The following is a 15,544-nucleotide window of genomic DNA, read 5'->3' as shown; positions in this document are numbered from 1 at the left end:
CGAGGATAAGATTGGTAATGTTTTCGGGTTTAAAATTCATGGTAAGTTATGATATGTGTGATTATAAACCTTTAAATGCTTTGGAACAGTCACAGAAAAAAGAAACCCGCTGAAAACTGGTCCGGCGGGTTATCATTTTACTTGTGTGGGCCCACCTGGACTTGAACCAGGGACCTACTGATTATGAGTCAGTTGCTCTAACCAACTGAGCTATAGGCCCAATACTCTACGATCAATAAACGAAAAAAAAATTGGGTGGCAAAAATATGACTTAGTTCTGAATTAGCAAATAAAAACTTAGATTTTGTAACCGGGTGGATTGATTGACGCTTAATTAAATATCGATCATAGTTTACTGATCAGTTCAACAAGAAGATCTCTCCTGCGAAAAGAGACTGGGATTTCATAGCCATTTACCATGCTTACATACCCGCATGGAGTTTTATTGAACGAAACGATATGCTTCACGTTGATCAGGTATTGACGATTGGCTCTGAAGAATCCATGCTCATTGAGCATCTCTTCAAACTCCGATACATTTTTTGATGATAGGATTTGCCTGTTATCACGCAGATAAAAGTTTGTATAGTTGACTTCTGATTGACAAAAGATAATGTCTGTAATATTGATGACATGAAAGACATGATTATAGGTCAGTACGATTTTTTTATCCTGATAATCTGCCCTGGATAAGTTTCCCAGCAACGCTTTTATCCTGGCTTCCAGCGATTGATGGCTCATCTGTTCTTCAGCCTTATTGGTTGCAGCAATCAGCTCGTCGATGTCAATTGGTTTTAAAAGGTAATCAATGGCGCTGATTTTAAATGCTTTGATCGCATATTCTGAATGAGCTGTAATGAAGATGATATTGAAAGAAAAGTCAGGGATTTGATTGAGGATATCAAACGTGGTCCCATCAGGCAACTCAATATCGGCTATAATTAATTGAGGATTGCATTCCCTCAGGATTGCCACCCCGGATGCAACACTATTTGCCGTGCCTGCCAACTCGATATTTGGGCAAAAATCAGCTAATAATGCCTTCAAATGATCAAGTGCATTTTGCTCGTCCTCGATTAATACAGTGCTGATCTTCAATGGATGAGTTTTAATTGGATTTTCAACGAGTAAAGATACATAAAATTCACTTTTCGATAACCCTAATTTCTTTTAAATTACATTTGCTAAAAAATTTTCATGATTAAATCAATGACCGGCTACGGTAAAGCCGAAAAGGAAATCAACGGGATTAAATACACTGCCGAAATTAAAACGCTTAACAGCAAGCAATTTGACCCGATGCTGAGAATCCCATCCAGTTTCAAGAGCAAAGAACTGGATATCAGATCACTATTGTCACAAAGACTTGAACGCGGGAAGATTGATTTCACGCTTTCTTTCGATGAATCGGGACATCCCGACACGATTTTCATCAATAAAAACATCGTAAAAAAGTATTACAACGAAATCAAGAATTTGCAAAACGAATTGGGACTGAAGCAGGAAGATCCGTCAATTCTTTCCACATTATTGAAAATGCCGGAAGTAATGCAACCTGATGCCGATGCTCCGGACGATGAAAAGTGGAATCAGATTGTTTATACGATTAAGTTGGCCATTGAACGATGTGATGAATCCCGGTGCGAAGAAGGACAGAAACTGCACTCAGAGTTTGTAAATCGGATTGCCATTATCACCGGTCTTTGCGACCAGGTGACTCCCTTTGAAATTGAACGTACAGGAAAAATAAGGGAGAAGTTTCGCAAGGAACTGCAAAGCACTTTTGATGCAGATAAAATAGACCAGAACCGCTTTGAGCAGGAAATCATCTATTACATCGAAAAAATTGACATTACTGAGGAAAAAGTCCGGCTGAAAAACCATTGTGAATATTTTCTTCAAACCCTTGACGAACCTGGTTCGGGAGGGAAGAAACTGGCATTCATCATCCAGGAGATCGGTCGCGAAATCAATACACTTGGATCAAAAGCCAACGACTGGAACATTCAAAAGCTCGTGGTACTCATGAAAGATGAACTGGAAAAAATCAAGGAACAACTTTTTAATATTTTGTAATGCAACCAGGAAAAATGATTGTGGTGTCGGCGCCGTCAGGTTCTGGTAAGACGACCATCGTAAAGCAAATGCTTGCTGCCGGATTGGATCTCGAATTTTCAATTTCAGCCTGCAGCCGTCAACCAAGAGTAAATGAGCAACAAGGTGTCGATTATTATTTTCTTTCTGTTGAAGAATTCAGGGAGAGAATAAGGGAGGGAAAGTTTGTTGAATGGGAGGAAGTTTACTCCGGTAGTTATTATGGCACGCTGAAATCGGAGGTTGAACGGATTTGGGCAAATGGTAAACATGTGATTTTTGATGTGGATGTAATCGGAGGATTGAACATTAAAAAACAATTTTCCGATCTTTGCCTTTCTGTATTCATCCAGCCACCATCAATTGAAGAGCTTGAAAAAAGGCTGCGTAGTCGCTCAACTGATTCAGATGAGACCATCAGAAAACGAATCGAAAAAGCGGAATATGAACTCACTTTTGCTCCACAGTTCGACATGATCATCACAAACGATATCATCGAAAAAGCCATTGCTGAAGCATACCGGGCGATTGCTGATTTCATTAATTCGTGAAAATGAACGGATAAAATGAAAAAAACAGGTTTATTCTTTGGTTCATTTAACCCGATACACATCGGTCACCTGATCATAGCAGGTTATATGCAACAGTATACTGACCTGGAAGAAGTGTGGTTTGTGGTTTCACCCCATAATCCTCTGAAAGAGATAGTTGATTTACTTGATGAACAAGACAGGTTTGAAATGGTAAAAATAGCCATTGAGAACAATCCGGTTTTCCGAGCCAGCGATATCGAGTTCGGAATGCCACGCCCTTCATACACTATCGACACGTTAAAAAAGCTAGAGGGTGAACATCCTGACCGTAAATTCGTGATTATTGCCGGAACCGATATATTCAGGGAGTTCCACAGGTGGAAGAATTACAGGCTATTACTAAAGAATTATCACTTCTACATTTACCCCCGCCCAGGTTTTGACCCTGCTGAGTATAAACGGCATTCTGCGGTTTTGACCATTGATGCTCCATTGCTAGAAATCTCATCTTCATTCATACGTCAGTCAATCCGCATAGAGAAGGATGTACGCTACATGCTTCCTGAAAAGGTCTGGAAGTATGTTCAGGTGAAGGGATTCTACCGGTAACCCGGTTTTTAGTTCCTGATGATTGTTTGCTTCCTGTCGGGACCAACTGAAACTATGGAAACAGGAGTGCTTGTTTGCTTTTCGATAAATTTTAGGTAATGCTTTAATTCTGCTGGTAATTGTTCGAAATCAAGAATATGACTGATAGGACAATTCCACCCTCCAACCTCCTTGTAAACCGGTGTAAGATGATGGCAATCGAATGGGATCTGATCAACCTCTTTCCCTTCACTCATATATTTAATGCTAATTTTCAATGAACCAAAACGACTTAGCACATCCCCTTTGGTCATAATCAAGTCGGTGACGCCGCTAAGCATAATTGCATAATTGAGGGCGGTAAGATCAAGCCAGCCACAACGCCTTGGCCTGCCAGTGGTTGAACCATACTCATGGCCTTCGTCACGCATTATTTGACCTGTTTCATCGTCAAGTTCAGAAGGAAAAGGCCCGTTGCCAACCCTGGTGCAGTAAGCTTTAAATACACCATAAACCTTACCGATTCTTGAAGGTGGAATCCCCAATCCGGAGCAAACACCGGCAATAATGGTGTTGGACGAAGTTACATATGGGTAGGAACCAAAATCTATATCGAGTAATGACCCCTGGGCGCCTTCGGCCAGAACCCGTTTCCCCTCGGCCAGGCTCTTGTTAATAAAATATTCGCTGTCGATAAACTTAAAGACTTTCATCTCTTCGAGGGCATCGAACCAATTTTTTTCATACGCTTCAAAGTCTAAACCGTCAATTTTGAAAGCACTGATATCAACCTTGAATGTGTCTATAATCTGAAGGTGGCTATTTCTGAGTTTTATGTATTTCTGCCTGAAATCCTGACTGAAAATATCACCCAACCGAATTCCCTGCCGGGCAACTTTGTCAGTGTAAGCAGGACCAATCCCCTTTAGTGTTGAACCGATCATTGCTTTCCCTTTTGAAGCTTCATACACGGCATCGAGCAGCCGGTGACCAGGAAGGATCAGGTGCGCTTTTTTTGAAATGTAAAGGTTTTGTTGCGGATTAATGGCCTTTGAGTGTAATTGCGAAACCTCTTTTCTGAATACAACCGGGTCAATGATCACCCCATTGCCAATTACATTCATCTTTTCCGGGTTAAATATCCCTGAAGGGATCGTATGAAGCACAAATTTCAGTCCCTCAAATTCGATGGTATGGCCTGCATTAGGCCCACCCTGAAACCGGGCAATGATATCGTAGCCGGGCGAAAGTACATCAACAATTTTACCTTTACCTTCGTCGCCCCATTGCAAACCCAATAAAACATCAACTTTCATCGGCATTCATTTTTGATTTATGATGAAAAAAACAAGAAAAACGAAGGCATAAAAGTAAATAAATTTATTTTGGGGGATTAAGATTTGAAGCGAAGGAGAGAAACAAAAAAACCGGAACTCATTCTTATGAATTCCGGTTTCCGGGGGATATCGTGAAATTTCTTTTTTAAGATGATCTGTTGGCTAATTCTGGTTTTCAGCCGGGTTCAGTTCATGACCGTTGCATTGACCGTAGAAAGTGAGAGAATGATGAGTGATCTTTACACCAAGTTCTCTTTCGATTGAGGCTTTAATTTCAGTGATCCTGGGATCGTAGAACTCTTTGACGACACCAGTGTCAATACAAATAAAGTGATCATGTTTGTTAAATCTGAATGAACGTTCGAATTGGGCGCAATTGCTTCCAAAATTGTGCTTAATCAGCAGGTCACAGTCGAGCAAAAGTTCAATGGTATTGTAGAGTGTAGCGCGGCTCACCCTGTATTTGTTATTTTTCATCCTGATGTAGAGTGTTTCCACATCAAAGTGCCCGTCGGTATTATAGATCTCTTTTAGGATCGTAAACCGTTCCGGAGTTTTTCTGTGTTTTTTCTGTTCGAGGTATTCAATAAAGATTTTCTTTATTGCATCGAAAGAAAAATTTCTTTCTTTTATCTCGTTAAACATGGCATTGACCGCTATAAGTTATTATTTAGTCAAAATAAAAATTAATAGGTGACAAAAATATAATTTTTTATTCATCAGCTACTTTTTTTTAAAGCGGAAGGATTTTTTTTATTCCGGGTTCATCCGGCTGATTTTTTTGATTTCTTTAATGGTTTTGATCTCATTGATCAGGTCATTCAGGTTTTGCGTATCCCGGACATATAGCATGATTTTACCTTCGGAAACCTCATTTGAACTGGTGAGATTGAACGACCTTATTTTAAGCTTATATTTATTCGAAATAATTTCGGTCAGTTGAAAGATCAGCCCGATTTTATCAATTCCTGTAAATTTAATTCCTGCCAGAAAAAGCACCGGATCTTTCTTGTTCCATTTTGCTTTAACGATGCGATTACCAAAACTTGACATCATGCTTTGAGCAATCTTGCAGTTTGCCCGGTGGATAAGAATCGGCATTTTCGGTGTGATCAGTCCGATCACGTCGTCACCAGCGATGGGATTGCAACAATTAGCGATTCTATAATCGGTATCTATGGATTCGCCGAGAACTACTTCTTCCGGTTTATTTCTGATTCGCTCGGCTAAAGGTTCATGGTTTTCTTTTTCAGTGGTCTGTTTACTTTTTGTAAATGGAATAAATGGCATGAACCACGGGCTTTTATCAGATATTTTCCAGCATTTTTTCATTTCAGTCAGACCGATTTTTCCGGTTGCTACGTCATAAAACAAATCAACTACGCTATCAATGGAAAAAAAATCCTGCAGTTTTTTAATGTTTTGCCTGTTAAACTCAACTCCAATAGCTTCGTGGAGTTCTTTCAGTTTTTCTTTCCCGTCGTTATAGAACTTTTTTTTCTCCACCTTCAGCGACTCTTTAATATAACTTTTGGCGCGGGAGGTTAACACAAACTCCAACCATTCGGCCTGTGGCTTTTGGACTTTTGAAGTGATGATCTCCACCTGGTCGCCGCTTTTGAGCTGGTGTTTCAAAGGGACAAGGGCCAGATTGACTTTGGCGCCAATACTGCGGTTGCCGATTTCGGAGTGAATGGCATAGGCAAAATCGAGTGCGGATGAGTTGACCGGTAACTTGATCATATCACCTTTAGGACTAAACGTGTAAATCTCTTCCGAATAAAGATCAAGTTTAAAGTCGTCCAAGAAACTCAATGCATCATTGTCCTGGTTTTGAAATTGTTCCCGGATATGATTAAGCCACCTTTCAATAACTTTCCCCTCATCGGCCATATTTTTATAGTAATGATGCGATGCAAAACCCGATTCAGCGATTTCATGCATCCTGGCAGAGCGAATCTGAACTTCCACCCATCTTCCTGTATGGCTCATTACTGTTGTGTGCAAAGCAGAATATCCGTTGGCTTTTGGAATCGAAATCCAGTCGCGCAGCCGATCGTGCTTAGGTTTGTAGATTTCGGTGATCAGCGAATAAACTTTCCAGCACTCGAGTCGCTCCTGTTCAATTGGAACGTCAAGGATAATCCGAACGGCAAACACATCATACACTTCATCGAAGGAAATGTTCTGACGTTGCATTTTTTGCCAAATGCTGAACACCGATTTTGTACGAACCTGAATCTGATGTTTTATATCCTCTTTAACCAGGAGGTTTTTTATGGGATAGATGAATTTATTGATGAATCTTGTTCTGTCCTTTTCAGTGTTTTCAACCTGCTGATGGATATGTGTATACACTTCAGGTTCGGTAAATTTTAGAGAGAGGTCTTCAAGTTCGGTTTTTATGTTGTAAAGTCCCATCCGGTAAGCAAGGGGTGCATACAGGACGAGAGTTTCAGAGGAAATTTTGAGTTGTTTATCGCGGCTCATGTGCTCGAGTGTGCGCATGTTGTGCAGGCGGTCGGCCAGTTTGATCATAATCACCCGCATATCCTCAACTAGTGTCAGGATCATCTGTTTGAAGTACTCGGCCTGGAAGGAGCGGGTTCCATCGTCCAGCACATCCTTTATTTTGGTAAGTCCACTGATAATTGTCGCGATTCTTGGATTGAAAATACGTTCAATGTCCTCAAGTGTGACATCAGTATCTTCTACAACATCATGAATTAAGGCACAGGCAATCGAGGTGGCATCCAGTCGCATGTCTTTGGCACAGATCATCGCTACTTCAAGCGGATGGTAAACATACGGCTCTTTAGAGCGGCGCCTCATCCCGTTGTGTGCCTCCACTGCAAGGTTGAAGGCTTTTCGCACCATCTGGGCTTCCTCCTTGTTGCGGCGATGCTTCCAGCTTTTTAAAAGCTCGCGGTATCTTTTGACTATTTCTTTGCGTTCGTCGGCGTCGTACATAAGTTACTCTTCAAAACCATTGATTTCGGGAAAGTCAACAAATTTACGAAAACCACTCAACACAGCAAGAAATTTGTATCTGAACCACTTTTTTTTGCGTTAATTTTTTTAATTATTCATGTTTACAAGAGCAGAAATTACTACTCATCGTTTTTTAATATTTTTGAAACCGCTAAAACGGCGTGCCAAGTTGATGAAAAAGATACTTTTCCTATTCTTTATTGTACTTCTTAACCAAATGGTTTTTGCCACCCATCAGCGGGCAGGCGAGATCACTTACAAAGCGCTGTCAGACCTCAAATACGAATTCACGATTGTGACTTACACCTACACTCCCAGTCCTGCTGATCGTCCGGAATTACGCATTTTTTGGGGTGATGGAGGAAGTTCGATGGTTCAACGTACACAAAAAATCAATCTCCCCAACAACATCAGTAGAAATGTTTATGCAGGTGCGATACACACATTTCCAGGCCAGGGAGCGTATTTGATCACCCTTGAAGACCCTAACAGGAACTATGGTGTGCTCAACATTCCAAACTCAGTGAATGTCCCGTTTTTTCTTCAAACCGAGTTGGTGATTAATCCTTTTCTTGGCCCCAATAACTCGGTACAACTTCTGGCGCCACCTGTAGATAATGGCTGTGTGAACAGCCTTTATCTGCATAATCCTGTGGCTTATGATGTGGATGGCGACAGTCTTTCATACAATTTGGTGGCTTGTCGGGGTGCATCGGGTTTGCCTATACCTGGTTATGTTTTACCAAATGAAATTAACCCCACTGTAACAACCACTTTCGAAATCGACTCCATTACGGGGACAATTTTATGGGATAAACCGTTGCTGCAGGGCGAATACAATATTGCTTTTATTATTGAAGAATGGCGGAGTGGCGTCAGAATTGGCTATGTAACCCGCGACATGCAAATTACCATCATTGCCTGCACCAATCAGCCACCACAAATAGGGACATTAACTGATACCTGCGTAATAATTGGTGAAACGCTGACTTTTAATGTGACAGCGAATGATCCAAACAACGACTGGTTAACATTACGTGCACTTGGTGGTCCATTCATTCAGAATGAGAGCCCGGCGAGTTTTCCGCCTGTTTACGGGCAGGGGGAGGTGAGTTCGGTTTTCAGTTGGACACCGGTTTGTTCCCATTTGCAATTACAGCCTTATCAGGTTGTTTTTACTGCAAAGGATACAATGAATTTCCCTCAGCTTGTTGATATCAAAACAGTAAGTATTCAGGTAATAAGCCCGCCACCCGATAACCTTACTGCAACACCTGCCGGTAATACCATTCATGTAAGTTGGAATAAAGCGACCTGCAACCAGTGTTTTGGGTACGAATTGTACCGGCGCAACGGCTATTATGGTTTTATGCCAGAGCATTGTGAAACTGGGGTTCCTACCTATACAGGATATGAAAAAATAGCCACAATCCAGGGAATCAATGATACTGCATTTATTGATGACAACAACAGCCTCGGACTGATTCACGGTATTGATTACTGCTACATCCTAGTGGCCACTTTTGCTGACGGGAGCATAAGTATTGCCTCTGCCGAGGCATGTGCCAGCCTGAACAAGGACGTACCTATCATTACAAACGTTTCTGTTGAAGTAACCAGCAACGGCGCCGGTGAGATTTTTCTTGGCTGGTCTAAACCCACCGAGTTGGATACAATTCAGTTCCCTTCGCCTTATCATTACATCATTAACCGGGCGACAGCAGAGAACCCGGGCGCCTTCAGCAGCGTGGATTCCACCTTAAATATCAACGATACGCTTTATATCGACAAAGGGCTGAACACAAGGGATGTTACTTTCATTTACCGTATTGATTTTTACAGTCAGCCACTCACCAGCCGGGTTTTCATTGGTTCCACGCAGATTGCCCGGTCAATTTTTCTGAACATCGAACCAAGTGACCGTTCACTGAATCTTACCTGGAATGTGAATGCTCCCTGGCAAAATGATTTTTATACTGTATTCAGACAAAACCCTGAAACGCTTGCATTTGATTCCATAGGATTCAGTCTGCAGAATGCTTACCAGGACGCCGGATTGGAAAATGGGACAAATTATACCTACTACATAAAAAGCGTCGGGAAATACTCTGCACCCGGGATTGTTACTCCTATCATCAACTTCTCGCAGATCAATTCGGGTACTCCAACTGACAACGTCCCTCCATGCCCGCCGGTGCTTGATGTGTTGTCGAATTGCGAAACCGTGGAAAATAAATTGAATTGGGCGAACCCGCCGCAATGTCCTGAAGATATCGAAAAATACTATATCTTCTTTTCTCCTTTTGAACTCCAGGAATTGGTGAAAATTGATTCGGTAATGGATGCAAATACTACCGAATTTATCCACACCAACCTCAGCTCAATTGCAGGTTGTTATGCTGTGGCTGCAATAGATTCTGCAGGTAATCTAAGCGAAATGAGTAATATGGTTTGCGTTGACATCACCGTTTGTGGAACATATCGGCTTCCTAATGTTTTTACACCAAATGAAGATGGTTATAATGACTACTACAAAGCATTTTCATTCACCTCGGTAGAAAGTATAAGCTTAACGATATTCAACCGCTGGGGGCGGATTGTTTACGAAACAACAGATCCGGGTTTTAAGTGGGATGGTAAAAACCAGGAAAACAACAAGGACTGTAGCGACGGAGTCTATTTTTATGTGTGCGATGTTTTTGAAATCCAGCTTGAGGGACTAACCAAAAGAACCCTAACAGGGTCTGTCACCATTATGCGCTAAGCTGAATCATGAAAATTCTTGTTGCCCCTAATTCATTCAAACAATCATTGTCGTCGAAAGAGGCAGCTGATAAGATTGCTTATGGCATTCGTCAGGTGCTTCCGGATGTTGAAATACTTTCAGTTCCTTTGGCAGATGGTGGCGAAGGGACGGTGCAATCGCTGGTGGATGCCACATCGGGAAAAATAATAAAAACAACTGTGCATGACCCTTTGATGAGAAAGGTTGGTTCCTATTTCGGAATGCTGGGAGATGGAAAAACTATGGTAATCGAAATGGCGGCAGCCTCCGGGATTGAATTGCTGCAAACCATTGAACTCAATCCACTTAAAACCACGACTTATGGCACTGGCGAGCTCATTAAATCGGCGATGGATCTTGGTTGTAACACGATGATCATTGGTATTGGAGGAAGCGCAACCAACGATGGTGGTGCGGGAATGGCCATCGCCCTGGGTGTAAAATTTTTGGATATAGGCAGGAATGAAATCGGGCAGGGCGGGGAAAGCTTATCCACCTTGGCTAAAATTGATCTTTCCGGGCTGGATCAAAGGTTAAAAAGCTGTAAGGTGATTGTGGCTGCAGATGTTAACAATCCGCTGACCGGCAACAATGGAGCATCAAGGATTTATGCACCTCAAAAAGGTGCTTCGCCAGATGATGTTGAATTGCTTGAGAAAAATTTGAAGCACTATGCCGCAATTATAAGAGAGCAATTAAAAATTGACATCGAAAATATGCCGGGCTCAGGCGCAGCGGGCGGACTTGGTGCAGGATTGATGGCTTTTACAAATGCCAAAATCGAAAATGGGTTCAATGTTGTAAGCCAGATTATCGGCCTGGAAGAAAAGATAATAAAATCGGATTTGATTATTACCGGCGAAGGAAAAATTGATGAACAGACCCAATTTGGGAAGACACCGCAAGGGGTTGCCACTTTAGCCAAAAAATACCAAAAACCGGTGATTGCCTTCGCCGGAACTCTTGGTGAAGGTTTTGAATCTCTTTATCATCAGGGTTTTGACCAAATATTACCCATCAGCCATAAAAGAATATCTCAGGAAGAGTCCATCAGAAATGCCGGGCAATTACTTGAGAATGCCGCAAGGCAGATGGCGGGAGGATTAAAGAAGAATGGACTAAAGTTTATAAGGCATGGTCTTTTTGAAGATTGAGAATTTTGTTTGTTATAACCAGATAAGAATCTACTATTATTGACAAAAAAAAGATCGCCCCGGGTAGAAGCAGTCTTTTTCTGTAAAAAGTAAAACTTATTTTAGAAATTTCATTGATGATCTTTGTCCGGATGAATGATGAATGATGAGGTTGTAATAACCCTTCTTTAATTCACTGACCGGAACCTGGATAGACTGTAAACCCTGGCTGGTCAGGTGCTGCAGTGTTTTAATTTCTTTCCCTAGTATATCCTTAATGGTAATTGTAATCGATTCGGTAGATTCGGAGAACAGTTCAATATTCAGCAAATTATCAACCGGATTTGGATAAATATTCGCAATTCCGGAAGTGATCACTGTTTCATTCAGGCCGAGGAATATCTGAGAACCTTCAATTACAAAGTTGACAATTGCTGCCGGATTGGAAGCAGTAAGTTCAACATTGGCAATTTCACATTCTCCTCCGGCCATTTCGACTTTTACATGATAAATTCCGTAAGCAAGATTTTCAAATTTGTAATCCCCAAATTCATTACTGTATGTAAATGACAGTGGCTCATTGTCAGTATTCATCAGCACAACCTGCATATTGGCTCCCGGGTCGCCTTTCGATTCAATCGTGATATTCCCCGAAACAGTACCGTTTCCATTTCCTGAACCAGAAACAGGGATAAGGTTGATATTGTAAAACATGGAAGAATCATCGGGATTGATGATTGTGGCATCATACCAGTAAAGGGCATCGCCATAATAGGTTGGAAAATAGTGATTAAAGTATGTTGAGCCCGGGCTGAGAAAACCAACCACATAATATTCACCAGGCGGAACAAACTGAAAGGAGTAGATGCCTGTATTCGGCGCAGTAATCTGAAAATCAAAAAGTTCAGTTCCGTTTGGTGAAATCTGGTAAAGCATGGCAAAAGCTTGATCAGCCGGAATGTTATCGGTAAAAATTGTACCGGAAATGATACCACCGGACCATCCGCCTGTATAAATGATCTGGCACGTCTGAGCATAACAACTGTCAATAGTATTAGCCCCAATATAGGTGTCGAGGCAAACCACGAATTCATTTCCCATAGCCGGGTCATAAGTGTAAAGTACTTGTTGTCCATATTGAACTGTACCATCAGGGAATGTCCATTGATACACATCAGCCGGGACAGGCCATGATTCGCCAAAAAGCTGAATGGCATTGTTACCCATCTCCTCGTACCAGAAGAAGTTAAAACAGTCTCCCGGGGTGTTTCCAATGAAAACCTCCTGCTCTGAAACTGCAGTACAGATTTCTCCATTAGCTGTATAGGAGGTTGTGACAAGGGTTACGATAAATACATCACCCAGGTTGGGATCGTATTGATGCGAAATGGATTGACCTGTGCCTGTTGTCCCATCACCAAAATCCCAGTCATAGGTCTCTGCAGGGGGGAAGGCCTCACCATAAAAGTCGATGCTTCCTGCAGGAGTTGTCATATACCAAAACCAGTTCTCACAGTCATTTGGGGGAAATCCGTAAATATATACCATATCAGATGAAACAGCCACACATGAATCGCTGGTTGCCGGATTGAAACTGAGAGACGTCAGGGTTACCATGAAAACGTCTCCTGTATTAGGAGCATACATGTGGGTAATGGTTTGGCCAGTTCCTGTGGTTCCGTCTCCAAAATCCCAGAAATAATCACTTGCCGGAGGATCTGATTCAGCATAAAACTCGAAAACATAATCGGAAGACTGATTGTACCAGAACCAATTGGTGCATTCCGGCAAAATCACGTTGGCGTAAATATCATCACAATACACATCTGTGCACGAACCGTCAGCTGTTGCGATTGTCAGGCAAACCTGGTAAATACCAGGTAATTCGTAAGTGTGTGTAGGGTGCTGTATAGTGGAAGTGACTCCATCGCCAAAATCCCAGTTCCATGTTGAAGGGTTTCCAAACGAAAGATCGGTGAAAGATACGTATGTGGCCACATTACCGGGGATCACTTCGTAGATAAATGAAGCTTTACAATCGAATGGCGCCGGATTACATATCCAGAAATCAAACTCGAAAACATTATTTCCGGGAGAGAATGGTACCGAGTAAACAATTTCCTGACCATTGCAATCAATTGTTGACACCTCAAGCAGGCCGTCGAAAAACCCGGTAAAACTGCCACTGTAGAATCCATTGTCGTCAGTAATAAAAGTTGCATTCTGAACCATTCCTGAACCAATGACCTGAGCATTCACAATATGATCAGCGACTGCGGTCATTGCTGAATCCTGGTAAACATGACCTGATACGGCAACGAAATAAGTATTTTGAGCAGAAGCAGTAAGAACTCCAAAAAGGAAAAGTAGTGTAAGAATAAATGTCTTTTTCATAGCAATGCAGGTTTTGAGTTATTAAATTAGTTATTTGGCAAATTTAATAAAAATCCATAAATGCAAGTAATTATTTAACAGCCACATAAAGCGTCGAAATTCCTCCCATCAGCGGGTAAGCATCGACCTTTGAAAAACCTGAATTACCAAGGAATCCGGAAAGCGCTTCACTGTTCCAGTAGTTGGCGGCTGAATGGGCGAGGTACCGGTAAGCACTCCAGTGACCCGAGAGCATTCCCCCGATTGGCGCCGAAACCCATCGCATATAGGCATGAAAAGCTTTTTGCATCAGTTTATTTTTGGGTTGGCTGGTTTCGACGATTACAAATCGGCCACCGGGTTTGAGCACCCTGAGAATTTCCCTGAGAAATTTTTCCCTGTCAGGATTATGAAAAGTCAAATTCCGAAAAGCAAAAGCAATTCCGATAGCGTCAAACTGTCCATCGGTAAATGGCATATCGGCCACATCGCCATGATAAAAATTGATACCGGCGAGGTTTCGTTTCCGTGCTTTCATTTCAGCTCGCTCGAGCATTGGCGGGCTGAAATCAAGAGCAGAAACCGAGGTGTGTGGTTGGGATGAACTTCTAAGCCTGAGGGCGAGATCCCCCGTTCCGGTGCAGAGATCGAGAACATGCTCGGGATTCATCTTCAAACATTCGGCAGCGGCCTGTTTGCGCCATTGTTCATCCATTCTGAATGTGAGTATCCGGTTCACCAAATCGTATGAAGGTGGAACCTGGGTAAACATTTTAAGCAAAGGACGCTTTTCGTGATCTTCTGACATTGAATTATTTTTTAAATACCAAAAACGAAGAGGCTGTCTCAAAAGTCTTTTTTTCACCCAGAACGTTAAAAAGCGTTGGAAATCTAGTTGTAGGACTTCTGAGACAGCCTCGTTCGAGAAGCAAAAAAAACGAATAAAAACTAAAAGACCCTCCCTCCTGGTCAGTATCAACCTTGTAATGCCTGTTTTACAATTTCAGAGATGGCTTTGTTATCTGCCTTTCCCGCCAGTTTTTTTGAAGCAAGTCCCATCACTTTGCCCATATCCCTGATACCGGTGGCGCCTACTTCTGCAATAACATCCTGAACAATTTTTTTCAGGTCATCGGCGCTCATTTGCTCGGGCAGGTATTTTTCAATGATTCCGGCCTGAAAAATCTCTTCCTCAGCCAACTCCGGGCGATTTTGTTCCTTATAAATCAGTGCTGTTTCCTTTCGTTGTTTCACCAATTTCTGCAGCATCTGCAACTCGACACTTTTCGGAATCTCGTCCGAACTTGTATCTTTTCCTGTCTTAATAAGTAACAATGCTGCCTTAATGGCTCTCAGCGCTTCAAGTTTGCGTTTGTCTTTTGCAAGCATTGCTTGTTTAATTTCCTCGTTTATTTTTTCTGCTAAGCCCATGATATTTGTGTTTTTAAGTTCGTTGATTGTTCTACGTTGTTATTTGGGTGCAACCACTTTAATGCTGATCGATATAAAATTGAATAGCATAGATTTTTGAGGTTCAATTTTCAACTTTACAATGTTGCATGATACTCCTAAATCAATGATTTAATTCGTTTACTAATGCCGGATCAATCAGGTTTATTGTGGAGAAAAGGGATATCATTCGATTTGATCTCCGCATTATCCTGATCATCTTCCCCAAGCGTGTAGCGGGTTATTGCAGGTTCTGCTGAA

Annotated in this window: 12 protein-coding genes and 1 tRNA gene; 5 read left to right on the top strand and 8 right to left on the bottom strand. The window is 41.8% G+C overall.

Annotated features, from left to right (window positions below; translation table 11 throughout):
• Window positions 1-146: 146 nt before the first annotated feature.
• Window positions 147-220: transfer RNA gene (locus tag IH598_16220), tRNA-Ile, on the bottom strand.
• A 125-nt stretch (window positions 221-345) separates the two neighbouring features.
• Window positions 346-1,098 carry a response regulator transcription factor gene (locus tag IH598_16215; protein MBE0640062.1) on the bottom strand — a complete coding sequence of 251 codons (753 nt, stop codon included), beginning with the start codon at window positions 1,096-1,098 and terminating at the stop codon, window positions 346-348.
• A 99-nt stretch (window positions 1,099-1,197) separates the two neighbouring features.
• Between IH598_16215 and IH598_16210 the strand changes: the two genes are divergently transcribed.
• Genes IH598_16210 through IH598_16200 form a run of 3 tightly spaced genes read left to right on the top strand, consistent with a single transcriptional unit; the run spans window position 1,198 to window position 3,236 of the window.
• The gene (locus IH598_16210; GenBank protein MBE0640061.1) at window positions 1,198-2,076 is read left to right on the top strand and encodes a YicC family protein; all 879 of its coding nucleotides are present in this window, start codon (window positions 1,198-1,200) and stop codon (window positions 2,074-2,076) included.
• Complete coding sequence (gmk, locus tag IH598_16205) at window positions 2,076-2,645, top strand: guanylate kinase (GenBank protein MBE0640060.1); 570 nt, start codon at window positions 2,076-2,078, stop codon at window positions 2,643-2,645. The genes IH598_16210 and gmk overlap by 1 nt, the downstream gene beginning before the upstream one ends.
• Before the next feature lie 15 nt (window positions 2,646-2,660).
• Window positions 2,661-3,236, top strand: coding sequence for a nicotinate-nucleotide adenylyltransferase (locus IH598_16200; GenBank protein MBE0640059.1), 576 nt, complete (start codon window positions 2,661-2,663; stop codon window positions 3,234-3,236).
• Between the two features lie 8 nt (window positions 3,237-3,244).
• Here IH598_16200 and IH598_16195 read toward each other — a convergent pair whose 3' ends face one another.
• The 3 genes from IH598_16195 to IH598_16185 form a co-directional block, all read right to left on the bottom strand.
• Window positions 3,245-4,531 (bottom strand): adenylosuccinate synthase, encoded by a 1,287-nt coding sequence (locus IH598_16195; GenBank protein ID MBE0640058.1) that lies wholly within the window; start codon window positions 4,529-4,531, stop codon window positions 3,245-3,247.
• A gap of 183 nt (window positions 4,532-4,714) precedes the next feature.
• Window positions 4,715-5,197, bottom strand: coding sequence for a transcriptional repressor (locus IH598_16190; protein MBE0640057.1), 483 nt, complete (start codon window positions 5,195-5,197; stop codon window positions 4,715-4,717).
• A 108-nt stretch (window positions 5,198-5,305) separates the two neighbouring features.
• Window positions 5,306-7,522 (bottom strand): bifunctional (p)ppGpp synthetase/guanosine-3',5'-bis(diphosphate) 3'-pyrophosphohydrolase, encoded by a 2,217-nt coding sequence (locus tag IH598_16185; GenBank protein ID MBE0640056.1) that lies wholly within the window; start codon window positions 7,520-7,522, stop codon window positions 5,306-5,308.
• A gap of 193 nt (window positions 7,523-7,715) precedes the next feature.
• Here IH598_16185 and IH598_16180 point away from each other — a divergent pair, with 193 nt between their 5' ends.
• Together IH598_16180 and IH598_16175 are read left to right on the top strand one after the other, a co-directional pair.
• Complete coding sequence (locus tag IH598_16180; GenBank protein MBE0640055.1) at window positions 7,716-10,307, top strand: gliding motility-associated C-terminal domain-containing protein; 2,592 nt, start codon at window positions 7,716-7,718, stop codon at window positions 10,305-10,307.
• Between the two features lie 8 nt (window positions 10,308-10,315).
• A complete protein-coding gene (locus tag IH598_16175; GenBank protein MBE0640054.1) occupies window positions 10,316-11,482 on the top strand; it encodes a glycerate kinase in 1,167 nt (388 codons plus the stop codon).
• A 96-nt stretch (window positions 11,483-11,578) separates the two neighbouring features.
• Here IH598_16175 and IH598_16170 read toward each other — a convergent pair whose 3' ends face one another.
• The 3 genes from IH598_16170 to IH598_16160 all read right to left on the bottom strand — a co-directional run bounded on the left by IH598_16170 (window position 11,579) and on the right by IH598_16160 (window position 15,265).
• The gene (locus IH598_16170) at window positions 11,579-13,855 is read right to left on the bottom strand and encodes a PKD domain-containing protein (protein ID MBE0640053.1); all 2,277 of its coding nucleotides are present in this window, start codon (window positions 13,853-13,855) and stop codon (window positions 11,579-11,581) included.
• A 70-nt stretch (window positions 13,856-13,925) separates the two neighbouring features.
• A complete protein-coding gene (locus IH598_16165; protein MBE0640052.1) occupies window positions 13,926-14,642 on the bottom strand; it encodes a ubiquinone/menaquinone biosynthesis methyltransferase in 717 nt (238 codons plus the stop codon).
• Window positions 14,643-14,809: 167 nt separating this feature from the next.
• Complete coding sequence (locus IH598_16160) at window positions 14,810-15,265, bottom strand: GatB/YqeY domain-containing protein (protein MBE0640051.1); 456 nt, start codon at window positions 15,263-15,265, stop codon at window positions 14,810-14,812.
• Between the last annotated feature and the right edge of the window lie 279 nt (window positions 15,266-15,544).

Source organism: Bacteroidales bacterium (assembly GCA_014860585.1).
Taxonomy (GTDB): Bacteria; Bacteroidota; Bacteroidia; order Bacteroidales; family 4484-276; genus RZYY01.
The sequence above is the reverse complement of the archived record's forward strand: the minus strand, read 5'-3'. Positions and strand labels throughout refer to the sequence as shown.

What these genes read in the sequence shown, in the direction of transcription:
- IH598_16210 (MBE0640061.1), top strand. Translation starts at nt 1,198, where the DNA reads ATGATTAAATCAATGACCGGCTACGGTAAAGCCGAAAAGGAAATCAAC.
- gmk (MBE0640060.1), top strand. Translation starts at nt 2,076, where the DNA reads ATGCAACCAGGAAAAATGATTGTGGTGTCGGCGCCGTCAGGTTCTGGT.
- IH598_16200 (MBE0640059.1), top strand. Translation starts at nt 2,661, where the DNA reads ATGAAAAAAACAGGTTTATTCTTTGGTTCATTTAACCCGATACACATC.
- IH598_16195 (MBE0640058.1), bottom strand. Translation starts at nt 4,531, where the DNA reads ATGAAAGTTGATGTTTTATTGGGTTTGCAATGGGGCGACGAAGGTAAA.
- IH598_16190 (MBE0640057.1), bottom strand. Translation starts at nt 5,197, where the DNA reads ATGTTTAACGAGATAAAAGAAAGAAATTTTTCTTTCGATGCAATAAAG.
- IH598_16185 (MBE0640056.1), bottom strand. Translation starts at nt 7,522, where the DNA reads ATGTACGACGCCGACGAACGCAAAGAAATAGTCAAAAGATACCGCGAG.
- IH598_16180 (MBE0640055.1), top strand. Translation starts at nt 7,716, where the DNA reads ATGAAAAAGATACTTTTCCTATTCTTTATTGTACTTCTTAACCAAATG.
- IH598_16175 (MBE0640054.1), top strand. Translation starts at nt 10,316, where the DNA reads ATGAAAATTCTTGTTGCCCCTAATTCATTCAAACAATCATTGTCGTCG.
- IH598_16170 (MBE0640053.1), bottom strand. Translation starts at nt 13,855, where the DNA reads ATGAAAAAGACATTTATTCTTACACTACTTTTCCTTTTTGGAGTTCTT.
- IH598_16165 (MBE0640052.1), bottom strand. Translation starts at nt 14,642, where the DNA reads ATGTCAGAAGATCACGAAAAGCGTCCTTTGCTTAAAATGTTTACCCAG.
- IH598_16160 (MBE0640051.1), bottom strand. Translation starts at nt 15,265, where the DNA reads ATGGGCTTAGCAGAAAAAATAAACGAGGAAATTAAACAAGCAATGCTT.